The sequence below is a fragment of the Acinetobacter variabilis genome (genome assembly GCF_000369625.1).
Classification (GTDB): domain Bacteria; phylum Pseudomonadota; class Gammaproteobacteria; order Pseudomonadales; family Moraxellaceae; genus Acinetobacter; species Acinetobacter variabilis.
This window is the reverse complement of the sequence record NZ_KB850113.1, coordinates 1,688,337-1,710,039: the sequence shown is the minus strand read 5'-3', so window position 1 is coordinate 1,710,039 and position 21,703 is coordinate 1,688,337. Positions and strand designations below refer to the sequence as shown.

At 42.5% G+C, this 21,703-nt stretch carries 19 protein-coding genes and 1 pseudogene; 9 read left to right on the top strand and 11 right to left on the bottom strand.

What is annotated here, in order from left to right; translation table 11 throughout:
- The first annotated feature begins 152 nt into the window (after positions 1–152).
- Both F897_RS13910 and epmA read left to right on the top strand, forming a co-directional pair.
- A complete protein-coding gene (locus tag F897_RS13910; protein WP_005236770.1) occupies positions 153–1,220 on the top strand; it encodes a 4-phosphoerythronate dehydrogenase in 1,068 nt (355 codons plus the stop codon).
- Positions 1,217–2,197 (top strand): EF-P lysine aminoacylase EpmA, encoded by a 981-nt coding sequence (gene epmA / locus F897_RS13905; RefSeq protein ID WP_005236768.1) that lies wholly within the window; start codon positions 1,217–1,219, stop codon positions 2,195–2,197. Before F897_RS13910 ends, epmA begins: the two co-directional genes overlap by 4 nt.
- 39 nt (positions 2,198–2,236) lie before the next feature.
- On the opposite strand, the gene F897_RS13900 is transcribed toward epmA, so the two are convergent.
- The 7 genes from F897_RS13900 to ahcY form a co-directional block, all read right to left on the bottom strand.
- Entirely contained in the window at positions 2,237–2,677 is a 441-nt protein-coding gene (locus F897_RS13900; RefSeq protein ID WP_005236766.1) for a GNAT family N-acetyltransferase, read from the bottom strand.
- 167 nt (positions 2,678–2,844) lie between these two features.
- Positions 2,845–4,077, bottom strand: a complete 1,233-nt coding sequence (locus F897_RS13895) for a multifunctional CCA addition/repair protein (protein ID WP_005236764.1) — start codon at positions 4,075–4,077, stop codon at positions 2,845–2,847.
- Between the two features lie 83 nt (positions 4,078–4,160).
- The gene (locus F897_RS13890; protein ID WP_005236761.1) at positions 4,161–6,440 is read right to left on the bottom strand and encodes an NADP-dependent malic enzyme; all 2,280 of its coding nucleotides are present in this window, start codon (positions 6,438–6,440) and stop codon (positions 4,161–4,163) included.
- Positions 6,441–6,581: 141 nt separating this feature from the next.
- Positions 6,582–9,458, bottom strand: coding sequence for a putative bifunctional diguanylate cyclase/phosphodiesterase (locus F897_RS13885; RefSeq protein WP_005236751.1), 2,877 nt, complete (start codon positions 9,456–9,458; stop codon positions 6,582–6,584).
- A gap of 177 nt (positions 9,459–9,635) precedes the next feature.
- Entirely contained in the window at positions 9,636–10,346 is a 711-nt protein-coding gene (locus F897_RS13880) for a 16S rRNA (uracil(1498)-N(3))-methyltransferase (protein ID WP_005236749.1), read from the bottom strand.
- A 31-nt stretch (positions 10,347–10,377) separates the two neighbouring features.
- Complete coding sequence (gene metF, locus F897_RS13875) at positions 10,378–11,214, bottom strand: methylenetetrahydrofolate reductase [NAD(P)H] (RefSeq protein ID WP_005236747.1); 837 nt, start codon at positions 11,212–11,214, stop codon at positions 10,378–10,380.
- Positions 11,215–11,397: 183 nt separating this feature from the next.
- Positions 11,398–12,780, bottom strand: a complete 1,383-nt coding sequence (ahcY, locus tag F897_RS13870) for an adenosylhomocysteinase (RefSeq protein ID WP_005236746.1) — start codon at positions 12,778–12,780, stop codon at positions 11,398–11,400.
- A 226-nt stretch (positions 12,781–13,006) separates the two neighbouring features.
- Between ahcY and F897_RS13865 the strand changes: the two genes are divergently transcribed.
- The 6 genes and pseudogenes from F897_RS13865 to F897_RS13830 all read left to right on the top strand — a co-directional run bounded on the left by F897_RS13865 (position 13,007) and on the right by F897_RS13830 (position 16,258).
- Positions 13,007–13,492 carry a DUF4917 family protein gene (locus F897_RS13865; RefSeq protein WP_005236745.1) on the top strand — a complete coding sequence of 162 codons (486 nt, stop codon included), beginning with the start codon at positions 13,007–13,009 and terminating at the stop codon, positions 13,490–13,492.
- A gap of 47 nt (positions 13,493–13,539) precedes the next feature.
- A complete protein-coding gene (locus tag F897_RS13860) occupies positions 13,540–13,944 on the top strand; it encodes a transposase family protein (protein ID WP_005234907.1) in 405 nt (134 codons plus the stop codon).
- Between the two features lie 37 nt (positions 13,945–13,981).
- Positions 13,982–14,392, top strand: a pseudogene (locus F897_RS17175) (transposase family protein); the annotation flags it as partial.
- A gap of 10 nt (positions 14,393–14,402) precedes the next feature.
- Positions 14,403–14,573, top strand: coding sequence for a DUF4917 family protein (locus F897_RS13845; protein WP_005236744.1), 171 nt, complete (start codon positions 14,403–14,405; stop codon positions 14,571–14,573).
- 22 nt (positions 14,574–14,595) lie between these two features.
- Positions 14,596–15,761, top strand: a protein-coding gene (locus tag F897_RS13835) for an IS3-like element ISAba22 family transposase (RefSeq protein ID WP_087748731.1) whose coding sequence is annotated in 2 segments (ribosomal slippage) — positions 14,596–14,854 and positions 14,854–15,761 — 1,167 coding nt in all. Because the reading frame shifts where the segments join, the coding sequence is not laid out codon by codon here.
- Positions 15,762–15,799: 38 nt separating this feature from the next.
- Entirely contained in the window at positions 15,800–16,258 is a 459-nt protein-coding gene (locus F897_RS13830; protein ID WP_082188715.1) for a DUF4917 family protein, read from the top strand.
- A gap of 37 nt (positions 16,259–16,295) precedes the next feature.
- Here the strand turns inward: F897_RS13830 and F897_RS13825 are convergent, their stop codons facing one another.
- From F897_RS13825 to radA, 3 genes are all read right to left on the bottom strand, one after another.
- Entirely contained in the window at positions 16,296–16,820 is a 525-nt protein-coding gene (locus F897_RS13825) for a tetratricopeptide repeat protein (protein ID WP_005236742.1), read from the bottom strand.
- A 249-nt stretch (positions 16,821–17,069) separates the two neighbouring features.
- Positions 17,070–18,071, bottom strand: a complete 1,002-nt coding sequence (locus F897_RS13820) for a Tim44 domain-containing protein (protein ID WP_005236741.1) — start codon at positions 18,069–18,071, stop codon at positions 17,070–17,072.
- A gap of 117 nt (positions 18,072–18,188) precedes the next feature.
- Complete coding sequence (radA, locus tag F897_RS13815; RefSeq protein WP_005236740.1) at positions 18,189–19,577, bottom strand: DNA repair protein RadA; 1,389 nt, start codon at positions 19,575–19,577, stop codon at positions 18,189–18,191.
- Positions 19,578–19,765: 188 nt separating this feature from the next.
- Here radA and F897_RS13810 point away from each other — a divergent pair, with 188 nt between their 5' ends.
- On the top strand, positions 19,766–20,191 hold the full coding sequence (locus F897_RS13810) for a hypothetical protein (RefSeq protein ID WP_005236739.1): 426 nt from the start codon (positions 19,766–19,768) through the stop codon (positions 20,189–20,191).
- A gap of 73 nt (positions 20,192–20,264) precedes the next feature.
- Here the strand turns inward: F897_RS13810 and F897_RS13805 are convergent, their stop codons facing one another.
- A complete protein-coding gene (locus tag F897_RS13805; protein WP_005236738.1) occupies positions 20,265–21,611 on the bottom strand; it encodes an alanine/glycine:cation symporter family protein in 1,347 nt (448 codons plus the stop codon).
- Between the last annotated feature and the right edge of the window lie 92 nt (positions 21,612–21,703).

The following is a 21,703-nucleotide window of genomic DNA, read 5'->3' as shown; positions in this document are numbered from 1 at the left end:
TTACTCCAATTACACTCCTTTGCCGAAGTGATGTTTGACTTCGGCATTTTTTATATCTCTATGTTTATAAGAATTCATCTAAAGCTTGAGTGAAAATAGTCACATCCCGGTTGACGCGGTATGATAGACAGATTCAGGCGTTGGAACAGATTATGAAAATTGTCGCAGATGAAAATCTGGCATTTACCGATTATTTCTTTGCAGAATTTGGCGATATTCAGCATTGTGCAGGAAGAACTCTCACTGCGAACGATGTAAAAGATGCCGAGGCTTTATTGGTCCGTTCCGTGACCAAAGTCAATGCAGCACTCGTACAGGACAGTCAGATTAAATTCGTCGGCAGTGCCACCATTGGTACAGATCATCTGGACATTGCTGCACTAGAACAACAGAACATCCGCTGGAGCAATGCACCCGGTTGTAATGCGCAGGCGGTAGCTGAATATGTGATTACGGCTCTATTATATTTACAACCTCAATTGATCAATGCAAATAAAGATTTCACCTTGGGTATTGTCGGTCTAGGAAATGTCGGTTCGCGTTTAGCAACAATGGCCAAATTGCTAGGCTGGAATGTGATTGCCTATGATCCCTTTGTACAGCGCGATCAGGTTCATCAGGTTGAATTTGAACAACTGCTAAAAACTGCAGATGCCATTTCCATTCATGTGCCTTTAACCAAAACGGGTCAGCATCCGACTTATCATTTGATTAATGCTGCTGCACTTGGACAAATGAAGCCTGAAGCCATTTTAATTAATTCAGCGCGTGGGCCAGTCGTTGAAGAAGCAGCACTAATTGCTGATATTCTGGCAACTCAACGTCAGGTTGTACTGGATGTCTTTGAGCATGAACCGGAAATTTCTGAACAGTTGCTGAATCTGATTACTTTGGTGACGCCGCATATTGCAGGTTATAGTCTGGAAGGTAAGGCACGCGGTACTCAAATGATTTACGACGCATTTTGCCAGACTTTCGGCTTTGAGATTAATAAGCAGTTTGAAAGCCAGTTGCCTGTCTGTGAACAGTTTTTCCAGAATCAGGATTTAAAACTGGCGCTACAGCAGCATTTAACCCAGATCTATGATATCGCCCGTGATGATGCCAATCTGCGTGCCTGTTTAAAAGATGGCAAAGTCGATCAGAAAGCATTTGATCATTTACGCAAGACTTATCCTTTACGCCGTGAATGGGCCGCTCATGGAGGGCCAAAGGCATGAGTCAGATTGTATCTTATCAACCGACCTGCGACTTAAAAGCCATTAAAGCACGTGCCAACATGTATGCCCAGCTTCGTCAGTTTTTTGCTGAACGTGAAGTGCTGGAAGTGGAAACACCGATTTTATCTCAGGCTGGTGTGACCGATGTGCATCTGGCTTCGATTCAGGCCCAGCGTCATGTCATGGGTAAGCTCGGCACACATTATCTACAGACCTCACCTGAATTTGCCATGAAACGTTTATTGGCGAGTGGTAGTGGACCGATTTACCAGATCTGTAAGGTGTTTCGGGATGATGAACACGGCCGCAAGCACAACAGTGAATTCAGTATGCTGGAATGGTATCGACCAGGCTTTAGTCTGAAAGATCTGATGTTTGAAGTGACGGATCTGTTAAATGTGACACTTAAGGCACGTTTTGGGGAAATCCGTCCCACTGTGCTCAGCTATAAACATGCCTTTATGGATCGCCTGGATCTCAATCCTTTACAGGCCACTTTGCAGCAACTCAAAGATTGCTGTCGCCGGGTAGGTCTCAATCTGGACTTGGGTGATGACCGTTTAGGGTATATCGACCTGTTATTTTCGCATATGGTCGAGCCAAGCCTGGGGTTCGATACGGCTGTATTTCTGACAGATTTTCCACCGGAACTGGCATCATTGGCTAAAACCAGAATCGATGAAGATGGAGAGCTGGTTGCGGCACGTTTCGAGCTGTATATCGAAGGGCTGGAACTGGCTAATGCTTATGATGAGCTGGTTGATGCTAAAGTTTTACGTTCCCGCTTTGAAGCAGATAATGCAGAACGGGCAGCGCTTGGCTTGCATGTCATGCCGATTGATGAGTATTTGCTGGCGGCATTGCCACAAATGCCAGAATGTTCAGGTATTGCCCTAGGTCTTGATCGCTTGCTGATGATTGCAACCAATCAGATGAAATTGGAAAAAGTGATTACTTTCCCGGCTGAAATTTCATAAATTAAATTCACGATTGATCAGCTGGTTATGACTGGCTGATCATTCCAGATGCTTGCGAAATCCAATACTGTAACTGTCAAATCCCAGTCCTTGATAAAAGGCATGCGCAGGATAGCGTTCTTCGCGATTTCCGCTGTTGAGCTGAATCATCTTGAAGCCTTGCTCTTTTGCAATCTGTTCAATAGCAGCCATTAATTGCTTGCCTATACCTTTTCCACGATAGGCCTGATCAATTACAAAAGCCTGAATCCTTAAATATCCACCGTCAAATTCCCAGGTGTATTCCTGAATAAAACCGGCATAGCCGATCACATGTGAATCCTGTTCAATAATTAGTGTCTGATAATGACTGTCTTGATGAATCCGTTCCCAACGCTGTTTGATATTTTTCAGCGTAGAGGGATAGCCAAGCTGAATCGTGAGTTGATGAACGTCATACAGGTCTTTTTCAAGATCCAGTTGACGGATGAGATAAGTCATTAGACATAATCTTAGCTAAAAATAATATCAATCATAATCAATATTTACTTTGCTGAAGTGTTGCAAGTGCACAGTAGCTTCAAAGAATTATTGCTATCTATATAGAAAATCGAGATGAATGAGATTTCAGATATTAAATAAAAAGGCCCCTTGAAGGAGCCTAATGTTTAAAGTATGGCACTATGCTGTTCTTTCAGTTCTGCTAAAGCCGCAATCCGTCGTTCAATTAGCATTTCACCAATATCCGGACCTTGAAATTCTGGTGGCAAGTCTTGTGCTTTAATGCTACGTACGACCTGCATGGCATCCAGCACATATTGAGCCTGAGGATAAGCACGATTTTCTAGACCCAAACGTCCACGGGAGTCACATTCACAAGCCTGTACAAACGCTTCAACACGTTCAGGACGACGTAAAACATCTAGACGCTGTAATAAACGCCATAAAGTGCCAGGTTTTAAGTTAAAAGCCTGGTGACATTTTAAGTGTTCTTTACAAACTGCCAATGCCAGCTGTTTGGTATGAGTTGGAACTCTTAAACGTTCACATAGCTCATTTACCGGTTTGATCCCACGTTCTTCATGCATGATATGGCGTGGCAATTCTTCAACAGGGGTTAATGCCTTACCCAAGTCATGAACCAGAACTGCAAAACGAACATCCAGAGTATAATTTTGGCGGCAGGCTTGCTGTAAAGACATCATGGTATGAATACCACAGTCAATTTCCGGATGATATTCAGGACGTTGCGGAATGCCATATAAGGCATCCAGTTCCGGGAACAGCACTTTTAAAGCACCACAACTACGTAATACTTCAAAATACACATCTGCATCTTGTTCCATCAGTGCGCGTGTGGTTTCTTTCCAGACCCGCTCAGGTGTCAATGCATTAAGCTCGCCCGATTCCGCCAGCTGCTTCATCAGCACCAACGTTTCTTCTGCAATGCTAAAACCCTGATGTTGATAACGCGCAGCAAAGCGGGCAATCCTTAAAACACGTAAAGGATCTTCGACAAAAGCTTCTGATACATGACGCAGTACACGATCAGCCAGATCTTTTTGACCGCCATAAGGATCATAAATCTTACCTGAATCATCCATGGCCATGGCGTTGATGGTCAGGTCACGGCGGATCAGATCCTCTTCCAAGGTGACATTGATATCGGTATAAAATTCGAAACCATGATAACCATAGCCAGACTTGCGTTCGGTACGTGCCAGAGCATATTCGTCTTTGGTTTCAGGATGAAGAAAAACAGGGAAGTCCTTGCCAACAGGTTGAAAACCTTTAGCAAGCAATTGTTCCGGCGTCGCGCCGACAACCACATAATCTTTTTCGTGATAGGGGTGTCCAAGTAAATGATCCCGAACTGCACCGCCTACTAAATAAACTTGCATGAAAAAACCTCTATTCTTACAAGCATCATGCTACAGAATAGAGGTTTTCTCAAGTCAAGAAGTTACGCTGATGCGTACATTCCTTAAAGCGCGTTTTTTTCTGCTTCCTGAATTTCAGCAACAGTTAACGCTGTCATATTCACTACGCGACGAGTCGTTGCAGTTGGTGTCAGGATATGAACAGGTTTCGCAGCACCAAGCAGGATAGGACCAATGGTCACGTTATTACCTGAAGTTGCTTTTAACAGGTTAAACGAAATATTGGCTGCATCCAGATTTGGCATGATCAGCAAGTTTGCAGAACCTTTGAAACGAGAGTTCGGGAATGCAAACTGACGGATATTTTCGTCCAGTGCTGCATCACCATGCATTTCACCTTCAACTTCAAGCTCAGGTGCAGTTTCAGAAAGGATTTCATATACACGGCGCATTTTTTGTGCGCTGGCATCGTGCTGGTCTGAACCGAAGCTAGAGTGAGAAAGTAGGGCAACACGTGGAGTAATACCGAAACGACGTACTTCTTCAGCAGCCAGAATCGTCATCTCAGCAAGCTGTTCAGCCGTTGGATTACGGTTGATGTAGGTATCCGCGATAAACAGGTTGCGCTCTTCAAGCATTAATGCGTTTAAGGTGAAGAAGGTATTATGGCCATCCTGTTTGCCGATGACATTGCTGACAAAGTCCAGATGGATGTCATAGCTTGAGTAAGTACCACATAACATACCGTCCGCCATGCCATGACGAACCAGCATCGCAGCGATCAGGGTAGAACGGCGACGCGCTTCACGGTGTGCATATTCAGGCGTTACACCTTTGCGTTGCATCAGGTTGTAATAGTCGTCTGCAAATTTTTCGTAATCTGGGTTCTTTTCCTGATCCACGATGGTGATGTTGACACCATCTTCAAGACGTAAGCCCAATTTCTTGATATTGGCTTCGATGACTGCTGGACGACCTACCAGAATCGGTTTTGCCAAGCCTTCATCCACTGCAATTTGTGCAGCACGAAGTACACGCAGGTCTTCACCTTCTGCATAAGCGATACGTTTAGGATCTGTTTTAGCTTGTGCAAAGATTGGTTTCATCATGAAGGCTGAGTTGTAAACAAACTCAGACAGACGTTGACGATATGCCGAGAAATCCTGAATTGGACGAGTTGCCACGCCAGAATCCATTGCAGCTTGAGCAACTGCAGGCGCAATTTCCAGAATCAGGCGTTGATCCAGTGGACCAGGAATCAGGTAATCACGGCCGAAAGAAGCTGATTTTTCGCCATAAGATGCAGCATCTGCTTCTACGTGTGCCATACGTGCAATCGCGTGTACGCAGGCAATTTTCATTTCTTCATTAATGGTGGTGGCACCAACGTCTAATGCACCGCGGAAGATGTAAGGGAAGCACAGTGCATTGTTTACCTGGTTCGGATAGTCAGAACGGCCAGTCGCCATGATGACGTCATCACGAATTTCGTGTGCATGTTCAGGCAGAATTTCTGGATCCGGGTTCGCCAAGGCAAAGATAATTGGATCTTTGGCCATCAGTTTCACCATTTCTTTGGTGAGAATACCGGCTGCAGAAAGACCCAAGAACATATCTGCACCTGCAATCACGTCACCGATCTGAGAGGCATCAATGTCTTGTACATATGCTTTTTTAGATTCGTCCAGACCTTCACGTTTAGTTGTTAATAGACCACGTGAGTCAGCAACGATGATATTTTCTTTTTTCGCGCCAAGGGCACAAAGCAAGTTCAAGCAAGACAGGGCAGCAGCGCCGGCACCTGAAGCAATGATCTTGATTTCATCAATTTTTTTGCCATTTAATTGCAATGCATTCAGAAGAGCAGAACCTACAATGATTGAAGTACCATGCTGGTCATCGTGGAACACAGGAATTTTCATGCGTTCACGAAGTTTCTGTTCAATATAGAAACATTCTGGAGCCTTAATGTCTTCCAGGTTGATCCCGCCAAAAGTGGGCTCTAGAGAAGCGACAATATCAACAATCTTGTCTGGATCATTTTCAGCAATTTCGATATCGAATACATCAACACCCGCAAATTTTTTGAACAGTACGCCTTTACCTTCCATGACTGGTTTAGACGCCAGTGGGCCAATATTACCCAAACCAAGAACTGCTGTACCGTTACTGACCACTGCAACCAGGTTACCGCGTGCGGTATAAAGTGCAGCTGTTGAAGGATCGCGTTCAATCTCAAGACATGGTGCGGCAACGCCAGGCGAGTAAGCAAGGGCTAAGTCACGTTGGTTGACCAATTGTTTGCTTGGTGTAACGCTGATTTTTCCTGGAGTAGGGAATTCGTGATAGTAAAGAGCCTGCTGCTTTAAAGATTGTTCGTCCATCTGTATCTCTATCGTTGTAAAGATTACCCAGAAAGCGGGTAAAAAATTGCATTTATGGCTCTGAATATAACATTTGTTAAGCACTTAGCCCAGTCAAAGTCGACCATTTTTGCGACAATATTATTCGAGGTAGATATAGACTTAGACTTGATATATATAAGTTTCAGCGACGCGATTCTGTTCTAAATACGCAGTTGCTTCCAGTTCAGGCAATGGCTTGGAGAAGAAGTAGCCTTGGGCAATATCACAATCTAAATCACGTAGATATTGCAGCTGTTCTTCAGTTTCAATACCTTCAGCGACGACAGTCATGCCCATGGCTTTGCCCATCGCGACCATGGCGCTGACAATTGCTTCCTGTTTATGTTCCCCAATTTTAGAGACAAAACTGCGGTCAATTTTGAGAATATCAATAGGAAAATCGGCAAGATAGGATAAAGAAGAATAACCGGTTCCAAAATCATCCAGCGAGATATTAATCTGGCGCTGCTTGATCTGGTTCAGCAGATTTTTGACAGATTCAGAGTTTTCAATCAGTGAAGATTCAGTAATTTCTAGTTCCAGACTAGTGCCAGAAATCTGGTTTTCGCTAATGGCCTGATCCAGATCATCGAGTAACTGACCACGACGCAGTTGCTGCGCCACGATATTCACAGAGACACAGATATTATGAAAGCCAAGATCATTCCATTCACGAATCTGTCTGGCAGTTTGCTGAATCACCAAACGGCCGATCTCGGAAATCAGGCTGGTCTGTTCCGCTAAAGGAACAAACAGACCAGGTGGAATAATACCTTTCTCTGGATGTTTCCAGCGTACTAAAGCTTCAAAGCCATAAATATGCTGGTCATTGAAATTAATTTTCGGCTGATAGTAGACTACTAGTTCGCCATTCTGAATAGCTTTACGCAGATCACGTTCAATGAAAATTCCTTGCTCTAGCAAAGCCGTATTTTCATTAGAGTAGAAATGGATAGTATTCCCACCAAGATTTTTGGCTTCACTCAGCGCCTGTTCAACACAGTTATTCAAATAATCTAGCTGACGGCCATGGTCCGGATAGAAAGCCACACCCATCGACAGGGTAATCACATAATCTTGGCCAAAAATATGGAAAGGAGCTTGGAAAGCTTCAGCAATTCGTTGACAATGTTCCTGTACAGACGGGCGAATATGCGAGATTTCATACAAAATCGCAAAGTCATCACCATTTAGATGGGCTACAAACAGGGCTTCAGCATTGGTCAGACGTAAGCGCTGTGCCACCTGACGCAACAGCTCATCACCACCATTATTAGACAAGTATTCATTCAATGGACGGAAACGATCGATATTGAGTCGAATCACCGCCATTTTCTTGATGGAATCTTTTTGCGTCATCAGATACTGATGCAGCTGGTAGTTATAGTAAAAACGGTTCGGTAAATCAGTCAGTGTGTCGTAATTTTCCAGATAAGACAGGCGCTGTTCCTGTAATTTACGCTCAGTCAGATCAGAGACAATGCCGATATAGTGAGTGATACGGCCTTCATCATCGGTAATTGCATTGATATGTAACCAGAGTGGCATCTCTTTGCCAGATAGGAATTTTTCACTCAGTTCGCCATCAAAGGAACCGATTTTCACGACTTGCTTGATGATATTAGAATGAATGCTGCGTTGCTGTGACTTATGGCTTGCAGTGATATCAAACAGATATTTACCCAAGATGTCATTACGTTCAAAACCGGACAAATTCTCGAAATAAGGATTCACTTCGATATAACGTAATTCATCATTTAAAATGAAGATTCCTTCAGCCGCCTGCTCAATTACACTTGCTGCCAGTTTCAAGCGTTCTTGAGAACTACGTTCCTGTTGAATATCTCGTAAAATTCCAACCATGCGTAAAGGACGGTGAGTTTCGGGATCGCGACTGATCACCCGGCCTACATCATGTACCCAGCTCCAGACTCCCGGCGCTTGCTGAATCCGGTAAGTTACTTCATAGCGCTCAGTTTTCCCACGCAGATGCTGTTTCATATTGCTTTTGAATGCAGCCAGATCATCGGGATGAATCATATGTTGTAACTGCAAATGATGCTCACTGGATTTCCGTTGTACCTTCTCATCTTTATGATTGGTCAGCAAAATACTGCGGTCTTTGATATTCCAGTCCCATGGACGGATACCGGCGATTTCATGAGTCAGTTCAAGGTTTTGCTGCTGGTTTTTCAGATCAATATTAATCTGTTCAATATCATAAGTACGTTCACGAACTTTCTGCTCTAGTAGTTGATTGCTGAGTTGTAGCTCCAGTTCGATATCTTTTGATTTATTGACTTCCGTTTGTAGCTGTTTGCACAGTTCATTCGTCCAGGCGACCTGTTGTTCGGCATTATTCACCAGCAATTCATTTTCTGCATAAAGGCGGGAAGTACGTGTGTGAATACGATAGGTACTATTGGCACAGAGCAGGATCACAATAACTGCAAAATTTAGAGCTAGACCAAAGACCGGATTGGCACCAGAAATATGAAAAAACTGAAAGAGTAAAAAGGGTACTAATGAAGGTAAAAATACCAGTGAAAAGTAACTGAGCTTCTGGGTTAAATAAGTCAGACCGAAGGCTTGAGTCACGATTAATAGCAAAGCCGAAAGGGTTAGTGCTTCTATTTCATCAAAATTAATATTGGCCTGCGGCAAGTAATAATAGATCAGGGAAATACCGGAAGCGATACAGCAACCTACCGCAAGGCTCTGGATCTGTAACCAGTAATGTGCATTTTTCAGTTGATATTGTTCAGGCTTAAAATACAGGGTATTGATGAGCCAGCACATACTGACGGTAATTTCAGTCAGGATAAACCAGAGATTAAAATAACTATTCGATGAGCTATATTGAATGTGATAAACACAGAAAATATAGAGGCAAATAATCATGATACTTAACAGAAAATATCGGCTATGTCGAAGCGTGTTCGCAATCTGAGCACGATGCAAGTGCTCTTTGATATAAGCCTCTTGATTATCAATCATATAATTAAGTGCCTTGTATTCGTCCTGAACGGTTTTTATCCTAGATTTTAATTTTTATTCAAGCCTGAATGATTCTTAAATCAATCAATATGTGTTTCATTATTATTGACTCAAGAGTAGAGTGCTTATAAATAAAAATCAATAAAATTAATAACTAAATTTTACAATTTTGACCGCTTAAATAGTGTAATTCAAAATTGAGAGAGCAACGACAGGAGCAGTTTCGGTACGCAGGACACGTTCACCAATACACCAATTGACAAAGCCTTGCGTATTCGCCGCTAGGATTTCAGCTTCACTCAAGCCGCCTTCAGGGCCAATCAGCAAGGCAATATCCAGCGTGGCATTCGCCAGAACATCAATTTCTTCTTTGTTTGGCGCTAGCACCAGTTTGGTATGAGGAAGATCGGTTTCCAGCCATTTTTCAAGTGACATTGGCGCTAAAATTTTAGGAACAATGTTCATTCCACACTGTTCACAAGCGGCAATGGCTACACCTTGCCAATGATCCAGTTTTTTCTGGTCGCGGTCATATTTCAGGCGCATCTCACAGCGTTCAGAGGTTAAAAGCTGAATTTCAGATACACCCAGTTCGACCGCTTTCTGGATCGCATAATCCATGCGGTCACCTTTACTCATGACTTGGCCAAGCAAGGCTTTAAATTTTGGTGTGCGATCAGTAGGGTTATAACTATTGACCTGTACAGCAGCCGACTTTTTGGAAACTTCAACCAGTTCAACTTCATATTCGCCACCTTGTCCATTGAACAGGGTGGCTTTTTCGCCGACTTGAGCACGTAAAACTTTAACCCAATGATGAAACACTGTTTCAGTCAGTTCTACAGTGGTATCTACTGCTAAATCAGCTTCAATAAAAAAACGTGGCATTAAAGTTTTACTCTCAAATCAGGTATTTTACTTATGCAAGACCGAGGTCTTTAACAAGTTGACGGGTTGGATCAGTGGTATTCATGGTGTAGAAATGCAGGCTTGGTGCACCGCCAGCAATCAGGCGTTCACAGAATTTCACCACAACTTCATGACCAAAAGCTTTGATACTTGCAGTGTCATCACCATAAGTTGCTAGTTGCTTGCGAATCCAGCGTGGAATTTCAGCACCTGTACCATCTGCGAAGCGAATCAGGTTGCTGGCATTGGTAATTGGCATGATACCTGGCGCTACTGGAATATCAATTCCAGCTTTCTGGATACGTTCTACAAAGTAGAAATAAGCATCCGGATTAAAGAAGAATTGCGTTAATGCAGCATTGGCACCTGCATTTACCTTATCCACAAAGTGCTGAATATCTTTATCAAAGCTGTCTGCTTGTGGATGCATTTCAGGATAAGCGGCAACTTCAATATGGAAGTGGTCACCTGAATGTTCACGGATAAAGCGAACCAGATCCTGTGCATAAGGCAATTCACCCAGGCCCACCTGACCAGATGGCAAGTCACCACGCAGCGCGACAATACGGTTAATTCCTTGTGCCTTATACAAATCAAGCAGTTCAGCAATACGCGCTTTATCATCGCCGATACAAGACAGGTGAGGGGCAACGGGTGTACCTTTACCATTAAAGTCATTGATCGTAGATAAAGTACGTTCGCGTGTTGAACCACCCGCGCCATACGTCACAGAAAAGAATTCTGGGTTCAGCAGTTGTAGTTCTTGATGTACGGTTTTAAGTTTTTCTGCACCCGCATCGGTTTTGGTCGGGAAAAACTCAAAAGAAATTGGAATCTGTTTAGACATGTTCAAATCCTTTTTATAAATACTTGTATTTTATAGATTACCCTCATCCTAACCTTCTCCCAGAGGGAGAAGGGACTACCATTGTGATAGTTAAAGTCTTTAAGATTTACCCTATAACAATTTTCACAATGGAAATCTCCCTCTCCTTATAGGAGAGGGCCGGGGTGAGGTGGAAATCAAAAATTAGTATTTATAAGCATCAGACTTGAATGGACCTTCAACAGGTACGCCTAGGTAGTCTGCTTGTTCTGGAGTCAATTGAGTCAGAACACCACCAAAACCGGCAACCATTGCAGCAGCAACTTCTTCGTCTAATTTCTTAGGAAGTAGTTCTACACGAATCGCTGCTTGTTTTTGGTCTTCTGGAAGATCCGCAAATTTCTCAGCGAACAGGTGCATTTGACCTAGAACCTGGTTTGCAAAAGAACCGTCCATAACACGTGATGGGTGACCAGTTGCATTACCCAGGTTCACCAGACGACCTTCAGAAAGCAGGATCAGGTAATCATTTTCATTTTCTGAACGATATACTTGGTGTACTTGAGGCTTCACTTCAACCCATTTGTAACCACGTAAGTAGTTGGTATCGATTTCAGTGTCGAAGTGACCGATGTTACAAACCACTGCGCCAGCTTTCAGTGTATCTAGCATCGCAGCGTCACATACGTGGTAGTTACCAGTGGTAGTCACGATCAGGTCGGTATTTTGAAGAAGATCAACGTTCACATCTTCTTTCTTGCCAGTTTGAACACCGTTTTTGTACGGAGAAACCACTTCATAACCGTCCATGCATGCTTGCATCGCACAGATTGGATCGATTTCAGATACACGTACGATCATACCTTCTTGACGAAGAGACTGAGCAGAACCTTTACCTACGTCACCATAGCCGATCACTAACGCACGACGGCCAGAAAGCAGCATGTCAGTTGCACGTTTGATCGCATCATTTAGAGAGTGACGGCAACCGTATTTGTTGTCGTTTTTAGACTTGGTTACTGAATCGTTGACGTTGATCGCAGGAACTTTCAGAGAACCGTCTTTCCACATTTCCAGAAGACGTGCTACACCTGTAGTTGTTTCTTCAGTAATACCGTGGATTTTTGCAATCAGTTCAGGATATTTTTCGTGAACAACAGCAGTTAAGTCACCACCATCATCCAGAATCATGTTGGCATCCCAAGGTTTGCCGTTCACATTGATCTGTTGTTCAAGACACCACATGTATTCTTCTTCTGTTTCGCCTTTCCAAGCAAATACAGGAATACCGCGAGCAGCGATTGCAGCAGCAGCGTGATCTTGAGTAGAGAAGATGTTACAAGAAGTCCAGCGAACTTCAGCGCCTAATTCAACCAGAGTTTCAATTAAAACCGCAGTTTGAATAGTCATGTGGATACAGCCAAGGATTTTGGCACCAGCAAGCGGTTTAGCAGCTGAGTAGCGCTTACGCAGACCCATTAGGGCAGGCATTTCAGCTTCTGCAAGTTTGATTTCTTTACGGCCGTAGTCAGCTAGGGAAATATCAGCAACTTTATAATCTGTAAATGAAGCATTAACCGCGTTCATCACGATCTCCTTATAAAAAACAATAATTGATCATTCAGTTCGCGGATGCCGTTGTTGGTCTGTCTAGAAAAAGTTGGACCGATCGTCGAGCCTGGCGCTTTTACATTTCGTACCTGTAAAACGTCGCAGCATCCCTCGACTAGCGGGGTATTGTACTTGGAAATTAATTTGGTTCCAATCCGAAATTGTTTAATATCTGACTAATAAGAAAATTTGAGACTAAACTATGGCGGACAGCTTCGAATATCCAATTAAGGAATGGGCTGAAATTAAGGATGATTATGAGAATGGCAATTTAATTATTGGTAATGGGGCTAGTGTTGCTCTGCATCAAAAAATTCGTTTTGACTCTTTAAAAGAAGAAGCTGAAAAATTAAAACTTTTTAATGAGGATATATCTAAACTTTTTATCGAGTTTGATACATGTGATTTTGAGTTAATTTTGAGATTAGTCTGGCATGCGAAGCTAGTAAATAAGCATTTAGGAATAATAGATCCAAAAATTGATTCAGCTTACAAGAATATTAAAAATGCTTTAATCGAAGTTGTTAAAGAAGTTCATTGTGAACATGCTGAAATATTTGATCAATTACCTCAGTTATATCAATTTACAAAACGATTTAGAACAATAGTTTCTCTTAATTATGACTTAATCCTGTATTGGATTCTAATAGACTTCCGTCATAAATCAAAAAACGTACAATTTATTTGATCTTAAATTAATCAGCAAAATTATTTAATTCAAGGGATAATTCTTGGATGAAATTCAAAGATATTCAAAAATTATCAGACGTTAAATTTCGTAGGCTTACCGGTGTTAGCTGGGCTACATTTAACCTCATGTTGGCCGAGCTAAATAAGCATTTACCTTGTCATATTGGTAAAGGACGACCGCATAAATTACCGTTGGAAGATCGTTTGCTCTTATGTATAGAATATTGGAGAGAATATCGAACATTTTTTCATCTTGGTATGAGTTACGGTGTATCTGAAACGAGTGCAATTCGTATCACACGTGTTATTGAAGATACCTTAATCCGTTCTGGAAAATTTAACTTGCCAAAACAACTTCCTAATCGAGATGAAGTAGATTGGGAAGTTGTTGTGATTGATGCAACTGAAATATTAATTCAACGTCCAAAAAAAACAGAAGAAATGGTATAGCGGTAAAAAAAAGCGACATACCTTTAAATTTCAGCTATCTATGCACTATACAACAGGTGAAATACTGAGTGTATGTGGAAGTCATGGAAGCATGCATGATTTTAAAATATTCAAAAAAAGCATGAGGAAATTAAAATTTAAGCCCTTTTTTATCGTTGATAAGGGGTATTTAGGGATAAAGAAATTGGGTTTTGGATGCCTCATGCCATCTAAAGCAAAGAAAACTGAACAACTAGATTCTGAATTAAAAAAGTTAAATAAAGAGATTGGTCGTAGACGAATTCAAGTAGAGCATGTATTTGGAAGGATGAAATGTTTTAAGATTTTATCTTGTGTATATAGAAATCGTCGTAAACGATTAAACCTGCGGTTTAATTTACTTGCTGGCATATACAATTTAGATTGGGTGAAAGATAAACAATTAAATTGGTTGAAAAATGATTTATGAAGGAAGTCTAATGTACGGAAATAAACATGAAGATGGGCATAAATTTAAAGATTGTTTTCAAGCAAACGGATTATTTAGAGATAATTGGCAAGATTTAAGAAATCCTATTCGTAGAGAAAGAGAAGTTACTTTAGCTTTGATGTGTGCTGAAAAAACAGGAGGTTTTAACTTGGTAAACTAAACACACTCATCAGGAGTTTACCATGAGCAAGAAATACAAGACTTACACCACAGAATTTAAAGCTGAAGCCATCAAATTAATTGAAGCCAATCAAGGCAATGTCTCGGAAACAGCTAGACAACTTAGCATTTCAATGCAAACTCTTTCAAATTGGAATACCAAAGCAAAGGCTGGAACTTTAGCAGGTACAAAACAGTATTCACCTGATCTAAACGCTCTACTCGAAGAAAATAAAAAACTCAAACAACAGCTCAAAATAGCTGAAATGGAACGTGAATTTTTAAAAAAGGCAGCAGCGTACTTTGCCAAAGAAAGTCAGTAAGGTACGCCTATATGAAACAAAAAAGATATTCATTTCCAATTACCTTAATGGCTCGATTACTTCATGTTTCAGTTTCATGTTTTTATGATTGGCTCAAGAGAGGCGTGAGCAAAAGAACGATTCAACGAAATCAACAGACGATATTGGTGAAAATAGCCCATGAGGAGACAAGGCAGAGCTATGGTTATATTCGATTAACCAAATACTTACAAGCTCAGGGCATAAAAATGAGTATGTACGCTGTACGTCAGATAAAAGCGCTGAACCACCTGTATTGTAAGCGACACAAGCGTTTTAAAAGGACTACGAATAGTGACCATAATCGAGCGATCTATGAAAACCTGCTGGAGCAACAATTCTCAATGACTAGACCAAATCAAGCATGGTCAAGTGATATTACGTACATATGGACTGTTGAAGGATGGCTGTACTTAGCAGCGGTAAAAGACCTTTACACGAAGCAAGTGGTTGGCTATAGCTTAAATGAGCGCATGACAACACAGCTTGTTTGTAATGCGCTAAATATGGCTATTCACAATCAAAAACCAACCAAAGAACTGATTGTGCATTCAGACAGAGGAAGTCAATATTGCAGCCATGAATATCGAAATATACTTGAGCAATATGGTTTTCAAGGTTCAATGAGCAAGCGCGGAGACTGTTACGATAATGCACCGATTGAAAGCTTTTGGGGAATACTGAAAAATGAGTTAGTGCATCATTACAACTATCAAACCAGAGAAGAAGCCAAAGCAGATATTATAAAATACATTGAGTTATTTTATAATCATCGAAGAATTCAAAAGGGTTTGGGTTTTAAGACACCAAATCAAATGGCCGAAGACTTTTATAAGTTGGCTGCCTAAAATCTCCCAAGGGAAAGTCTCCTGATAATTCAGCGTATATCACTTTTTATCAGCACGGCAACTTATCTATTTTTAGAAATGCAAAAAATATTGAAAACAAACTCCAGAGAGGAGATTTTGAAAGTTTATTGGAGGGTATTACTTCACAATGGAATGATGAAAAAATACCATTATTTGTAGCAGAAGGTACGGGTACTAAGAAATTAGAATCGATAAAAAGTAGTCCATATTTAAGTACAGTTTTTCATGAAGTTTTATCAGGTTTAATTGCTGAAAATTCTAATCTAGTTATTTATGGATGGAGTTTAGGGGAGCAAGAGTCACATTTAGTCCAACAAATTTTTAAAAATAAAATTGTGGCTAAAGTGGCTATTTCAACTTATTCTCAAGACCAGGATGAATGTCATAGAATCTATAGGCTAATCAAAGGAATTTCTCCAAATATTGAAGTTGAATTCTTTGATAGCAAAAGCTCAGGTTGTTGGAATAATGTTTAACAAAATAAAAAAGCCCATCATCTGACGGGCTTGTTATTTATTCTATGTCCTGCTCAATTTCATCTGCTTTCTTAGTCCAGTAATCTGCCTGTATGTCATCAGCGACCACACCAAGACCATTGGCATAAATAAAGGCAAGATCACGCATGGCTTGAACTTCACCCCATTCAGCTGCTTGCTTTACAAGAGCGATAGATTTTTCAACATCTTTTTCGACCACATCACCACGACGGTAAAAACCAGCCAGTTCTAAAGTCGCTGCAGGGTGTTTTTCAAAATTGGCTTTGCTCAACCAGTAATAGGCTAACTCAAAGTGAGCTTTAGAATCTTCTGGGTCTTCCTCAGCGATTTCTTTGGCATAAACCGTATAACCCTCACCGAGCCAGTACATGGCTTCAACCCAGCCACCATTGGCTGCTTTCAATGCCCACTCTTCGGCTAGCATGATGTCTTCGTCATGCTCGCTTTGCATATAGAGTTCGGCAAGCTCAAATTGGGCTTCGGCATTGCCTGCCAGTGCGCGGTTTGCCAGCGTGGCAGGGGGAGAAACACGCTCAGTCATGTCAGTATCTCAAATATCTTTGTATCTAGATTAAAAGGTTCAAAATAAAAAAGCTAATCTGAAAATTGGCTTTTGTACAAAAGTCGACTGATAGCGCTTAAAACATGCAAACTAAGCTATTTGTTTAAGGGAATAACAATAAAATGAATAGAAAGAGAACAAGAATAAATTTAAATAGTTTTCAATGATTCAGAAAGCAAAACAGCGGCCCGAAAGCCGCTGTTGATATACGATTAATGAGATAAAAACTTAGTCTTGCTGGATTCCTGCAACCACCCAATCTTGTTGAGAACCGGCAGGTTTGACAAAGTGCCAGATTTCAGCAAATGGTTGAGGTTGGCTATTCAGGTCTTCACTTACAGTACCAGTGAAGCGTACGCTTACTACGTATTGACCATTCTCATTCGATGAATCTACCACCATTGCATTCAGGTTAGAGAACTCAGCTACGTCCTGATCCTGATTTGCCATAATGTCGTTATACATCGACTGGTAAAGATCAGGGGTTAGGTAACGTTTAATTTCTGAAATGTTGCTCGCCGTATTCATTGACTGAATGTGGTTGAAGCGCTGACGTGCAACACGTAAGAAAGTCGCAGGTTCTGTTCCATCTGGAAGCTGGTTGCCGCTATTGGTATAGGCTGCACCAAATGGCGCGTTATTTACCGGAGCTGAACCAAACGGTGCATTCGTGCTTGTACTACCACCTACGTTCTGACCAAAAATATTGGTGTTGTCACCACCGCGAGGAGGTGTCTGACCAAATGGTGCTGAATGACCAGCACCACTATTTGGGGCATATGGATTAGAAGCTACTTTTTTTTTTGCGCCCATCTTACGGAAAATGAAGAAGGCAACAGCGGCAGCAAGTAAAATCCAGATCCACCCAGGAATACCACTTTTTTCCTCTTGTTGCTGTTGAGCTACTTGAGCTTCAGAAGCCGCTTGTACTTCTTTGTCATCAGCCAGCGCATTGGCAGCAACTGCACCCACTGCAGCACCTGCTACACCGGCAGCAACCATACTACCTACGCCTGGGCCAGATCTTTGCTGAGTTGCAGCACCAGCGGCTGGAGCCTGTTGTGCTGGCGCAGCTTGACGAGGTTGTTGATAAGATTGAGTAGGCGCAGCAGAACGTTGCATACCATGGCTTTTACCGCCACCGGCACGTTTTGCTTCAGCAGTTAAAGGAGCAACCAGTAATGCTGCTGTTAAAAGACCTGCAATCAAACCACGCTGTCGAACTTCCATTCAATTTTCCTATGTGAAAAAAACTTATTTGAATACTCTATTTATATAGGCTTTATAGGGGATTTCAATCAAAAATGTGTATTTTTTTAGGCTTTTCGCAAGATTTATCGATTAAAGCTAGCTGAGTTCATCACTTAGGCTCATAGCTTCACTCAGAGCCTCATGCAATCGGGCTACAGCAATGACCTGCACGCCGGGAATCGGTTTTTGCGGTGCATTGGCACGCGGCAAAATAATATATTTAAAACCGTGTTTAACAGCTTCCTTCAGACGCTCCTGACCATTCGGCACCGGACGAATTTCGCCAGAAAGACCAACTTCACCAAAAACAGCGAGTTGCTGAGGCAAGGCTTTAGTCCGGATACTGGATGCACAGGCTAAAAGTACAGCCAAGTCAGAACCGGTTTCAGTAATCTTTAAACCACCGACGATATTGACATAGACATCCTGACCAGATGTTTGTACGCCACCATGACGGTGCATCACGGCCAGCAGCATATTCAGACGATTCTGCTCTAACCCCAAGGCTACACGGCGTGGCTGGCCATGGGCATCATCGACCAAAGCCTGAACTTCAACCAGGAGTGGGCGAGTTCCTTCACGGCTAATCATGACGATGGAACCTGGAATCGCTTCATCATAACGACTGAGGAAAATGGCAGATGGATTGGCGACTTCACGCAGACCTTTATCGGTCATGCCAAAGACGCCAAGTTCATTGACTGCACCGAAACGGTTTTTGACTGCGCGGATCATACGGTAACGAGAATCCGACTGGCCTTCAAAATACAGCACACAGTCCACCATATGTTCCAATACACGCGGACCTGCTAAGGCACCTTCTTTGGTCACGTGACCAACAATAAACAGGGCAGTGCCGCTATTTTTGGCGAAACGGGTCAGTAGGGCTGCAGATTCACGAATCTGTGACACACCACCTGGTGCAGACTGCAAGGTTTCGGTATATAAAGTCTGAATCGAGTCCAAAATCGCAACAGCAGGACGTTCCTGTGCAAGCACCTCGCAAATGCGTTCCACACAGGTTTCTGCCATGACTTTCAGTTGGTTAGTTGGTAAGTCCAGACGCTGGGCGCGTAATGCCACCTGAGATAAAGATTCTTCACCTGTCACATACAGGGCAGAGCTATTGCCTGCTGCCATATGGGTTGCGGTTTGCAATAGGATAGTTGACTTACCAATCCCCGGGTCACCACCAATCAGCACCACAGAACCTGTAACGAGACCACCGCCTAAGACTCGGTCAAACTCACCAATCCCGGTTTGCAACCGGGTTTCATGTGAAACGGAGACTTTGTTTAAGGTGGTAATCGCTGCTGCCTGACCGGCATAACCTCCAATTTTTGGCTGAGCACGATGTGTCGTTGCTGGCGCAATACTGACTTCTACCAGACTGTTCCATTCCCCACATTCAGAACACTGACCCGCCCATTTAGGATGGTCTGCTCCACATTGTTCACAACGATACACACTTTTTGCTTTAGCCATAATTTCCGAAAATAAATATTGGGAATGGGGGCTACAGCATAGCGGTGAATGAGACTGAAAACCAAGACCTTTGGCTGAAAAAGTCACTGATTTACGTCAGCATATGACGCTTATGAATTCACCTTTCTACATGAAAGTGAAATACCTTCTATAATGAGAAAATTCATCACGGGTACAGGAATCCTGACATGCCACATCTTTTAAAACATATCGATGCGATCGCACGTGAAAAAGACCGTGATGTATTATTTGTACATTTTGAAAATTACGAACATGAAAATGCAGATGCTGAGTCCTATCATTTACGTCAGAACCTGATGGAATGGCTAGAGCAACGCCAAATTAATTTTGCACCCTGTATGGGCATAGAACAGCCTGGCGTAATTGAAAGTTATTCAGGTGATCTTTATATCGATGTGCCATTTGATGAAGCCAATCCAATTTACCAAATGGTCAGTGAACATCTGGAAGATGCCGAAGGGGAAATGAAAATTCCGGGTGTACTGTTCTTTGTATTATCTCTAGAAACTGCTCTTGAGATTGAAGCCGATCGTGAAGAGTTCTTAAATCTAAATCAAGCTCATGATGATGAATTTTCTGGCCGTGTGAACTGATAGTTTTAGCAAACTTAAATTGATAAAAAAGCCACGATGAACGTGGCTCTTTTATTAAGGGTTTTAAATTTTATTAATACAGTTCACCTGATTTACGGCGAGCAATAAAATCTTTGGATTCTTTCACGATCACCCCAGACAGCAGTAGCAGGCCGATCAAGTTTGGAATCGCCATCAAACCGTTGAATGTGTCTGCGAACAGCCAGACCAGATCCAGTGTTGCTACACAGCCAATAAATACTGAAGCGATATAAATGATGCGATAAGGGAATACAAATTTTTCACCGAGCAGATAGGTTGCACATTTTTCCCCGTAGTAGCTCCAGCCTAAAATGGTGGAATAGGCGAAGAAGATAATGCCGAAGGTCACAATCCAGCCACCAACACCTGGCAGCAGTTTGTTAAATGTAGAAACGGTCAGAACAGCACCGGTTTGTCCACCAAAATCACTGCCGGCCATGATGAAGCCCATCACCAAGACAATACCGGTAATCGAACAGACAATAATCGTGTCAATAAAGGTTCCGGTCATGGAAACCAAGCCTTGACGTGCAGGGTGATCGGTTTTTGCAGCAGCTGCGGCAATCGGTGCTGAACCCATACCAGCTTCATTTGAGAATACACCACGCGCGACACCATAACGAATCGCCGCACCAATCGCACCACCTACGGCAGCTTCACCAGTAAAAGCATAGGTGAAAATCATTTTTAGTGCAGGACCCACTAAATCGAGATGGGTGAAAATAATGATCAGACCGCCCGCTACATAACCAATCGCCATGATCGGTACAATGAAAGAAGCAGCTCTAGAAATCCACTTAATCCCGCCCAGAATTACCAGTGCAGAAAATGCAGTGATTACGATCCCTGTAACCCAGGTTTCCAGACCGAAACCATTTTCTACTGCAAGTGCAACAGTGTTGGACTGAACTGAACTACCAATTCCGAAAGATGCGACAGCACCAAAGAACGCAAAGATCAGCGCCAGCCATTTCCATTTCAGGCCACGCTCAATGTAATACATTGGACCGCCAGACATTTCACCGCGTTCATTTTTAACCCGGTATTTGACGGCCAGTACACCTTCGCCATATTTGGTTGCCATTCCGAACAGGGCAGTCATCCACATCCAGAATACGGCCCCAGGACCACCCAGCACACAGGCAGTTGCCACACCGGCAATATTACCGGTACCGATGGTAGCTGACAGTGCGGTCATGAGTGAGCCAAACTGGGAAATATCGCCTTCATGCGAAGGGTGTTTGCCAAAAACCTGTTTAAAGGCCAGTGGCAACATGCGGAACTGCCAGAACAGCAGGCGGAAGGTCAGGAATATACCGGTACCGACAATGAGGACCAGCATATAAGGGCCCCAGACCCAGCCACTGACGGTTTCCATGATGCTTTGTAAATTTTGCATAAATTTCTTCTTATTTATCCGTGTCAGCTTTATTTGAGATGTTGATTGAAAAGCAATTGCTATGCCATGCGCGCTCATCCTAAACGCGAATA

What these genes read in the sequence shown, in the direction of transcription:
- F897_RS13845 (WP_005236744.1), top strand. Translation starts at nt 14,403, where the DNA reads ATGTACGGAAATAAACATGAAGATGGGCATAAATTTAAAGATTGTTTT.
- F897_RS13910 (WP_005236770.1), top strand. Translation starts at nt 153, where the DNA reads ATGAAAATTGTCGCAGATGAAAATCTGGCATTTACCGATTATTTCTTT.
- radA (WP_005236740.1), bottom strand. Translation starts at nt 19,577, where the DNA reads ATGGCTAAAGCAAAAAGTGTGTATCGTTGTGAACAATGTGGAGCAGAC.
- F897_RS13890 (WP_005236761.1), bottom strand. Translation starts at nt 6,440, where the DNA reads ATGGACGAACAATCTTTAAAGCAGCAGGCTCTTTACTATCACGAATTC.
- F897_RS13860 (WP_005234907.1), top strand. Translation starts at nt 13,540, where the DNA reads ATGAAATTCAAAGATATTCAAAAATTATCAGACGTTAAATTTCGTAGG.
- F897_RS13825 (WP_005236742.1), bottom strand. Translation starts at nt 16,820, where the DNA reads ATGACTGAGCGTGTTTCTCCCCCTGCCACGCTGGCAAACCGCGCACTG.
- F897_RS13895 (WP_005236764.1), bottom strand. Translation starts at nt 4,077, where the DNA reads ATGCAAGTTTATTTAGTAGGCGGTGCAGTTCGGGATCATTTACTTGGA.
- F897_RS13805 (WP_005236738.1), bottom strand. Translation starts at nt 21,611, where the DNA reads ATGCAAAATTTACAAAGCATCATGGAAACCGTCAGTGGCTGGGTCTGG.
- F897_RS13900 (WP_005236766.1), bottom strand. Translation starts at nt 2,677, where the DNA reads ATGACTTATCTCATCCGTCAACTGGATCTTGAAAAAGACCTGTATGAC.
- metF (WP_005236747.1), bottom strand. Translation starts at nt 11,214, where the DNA reads ATGTCTAAACAGATTCCAATTTCTTTTGAGTTTTTCCCGACCAAAACC.
- F897_RS13885 (WP_005236751.1), bottom strand. Translation starts at nt 9,458, where the DNA reads ATGATTGATAATCAAGAGGCTTATATCAAAGAGCACTTGCATCGTGCT.
- F897_RS13865 (WP_005236745.1), top strand. Translation starts at nt 13,007, where the DNA reads ATGGCGGACAGCTTCGAATATCCAATTAAGGAATGGGCTGAAATTAAG.
- F897_RS13880 (WP_005236749.1), bottom strand. Translation starts at nt 10,346, where the DNA reads ATGCCACGTTTTTTTATTGAAGCTGATTTAGCAGTAGATACCACTGTA.
- epmA (WP_005236768.1), top strand. Translation starts at nt 1,217, where the DNA reads ATGAGTCAGATTGTATCTTATCAACCGACCTGCGACTTAAAAGCCATT.
- F897_RS13810 (WP_005236739.1), top strand. Translation starts at nt 19,766, where the DNA reads ATGCCACATCTTTTAAAACATATCGATGCGATCGCACGTGAAAAAGAC.
- ahcY (WP_005236746.1), bottom strand. Translation starts at nt 12,780, where the DNA reads ATGAACGCGGTTAATGCTTCATTTACAGATTATAAAGTTGCTGATATT.
- F897_RS13820 (WP_005236741.1), bottom strand. Translation starts at nt 18,071, where the DNA reads ATGGAAGTTCGACAGCGTGGTTTGATTGCAGGTCTTTTAACAGCAGCA.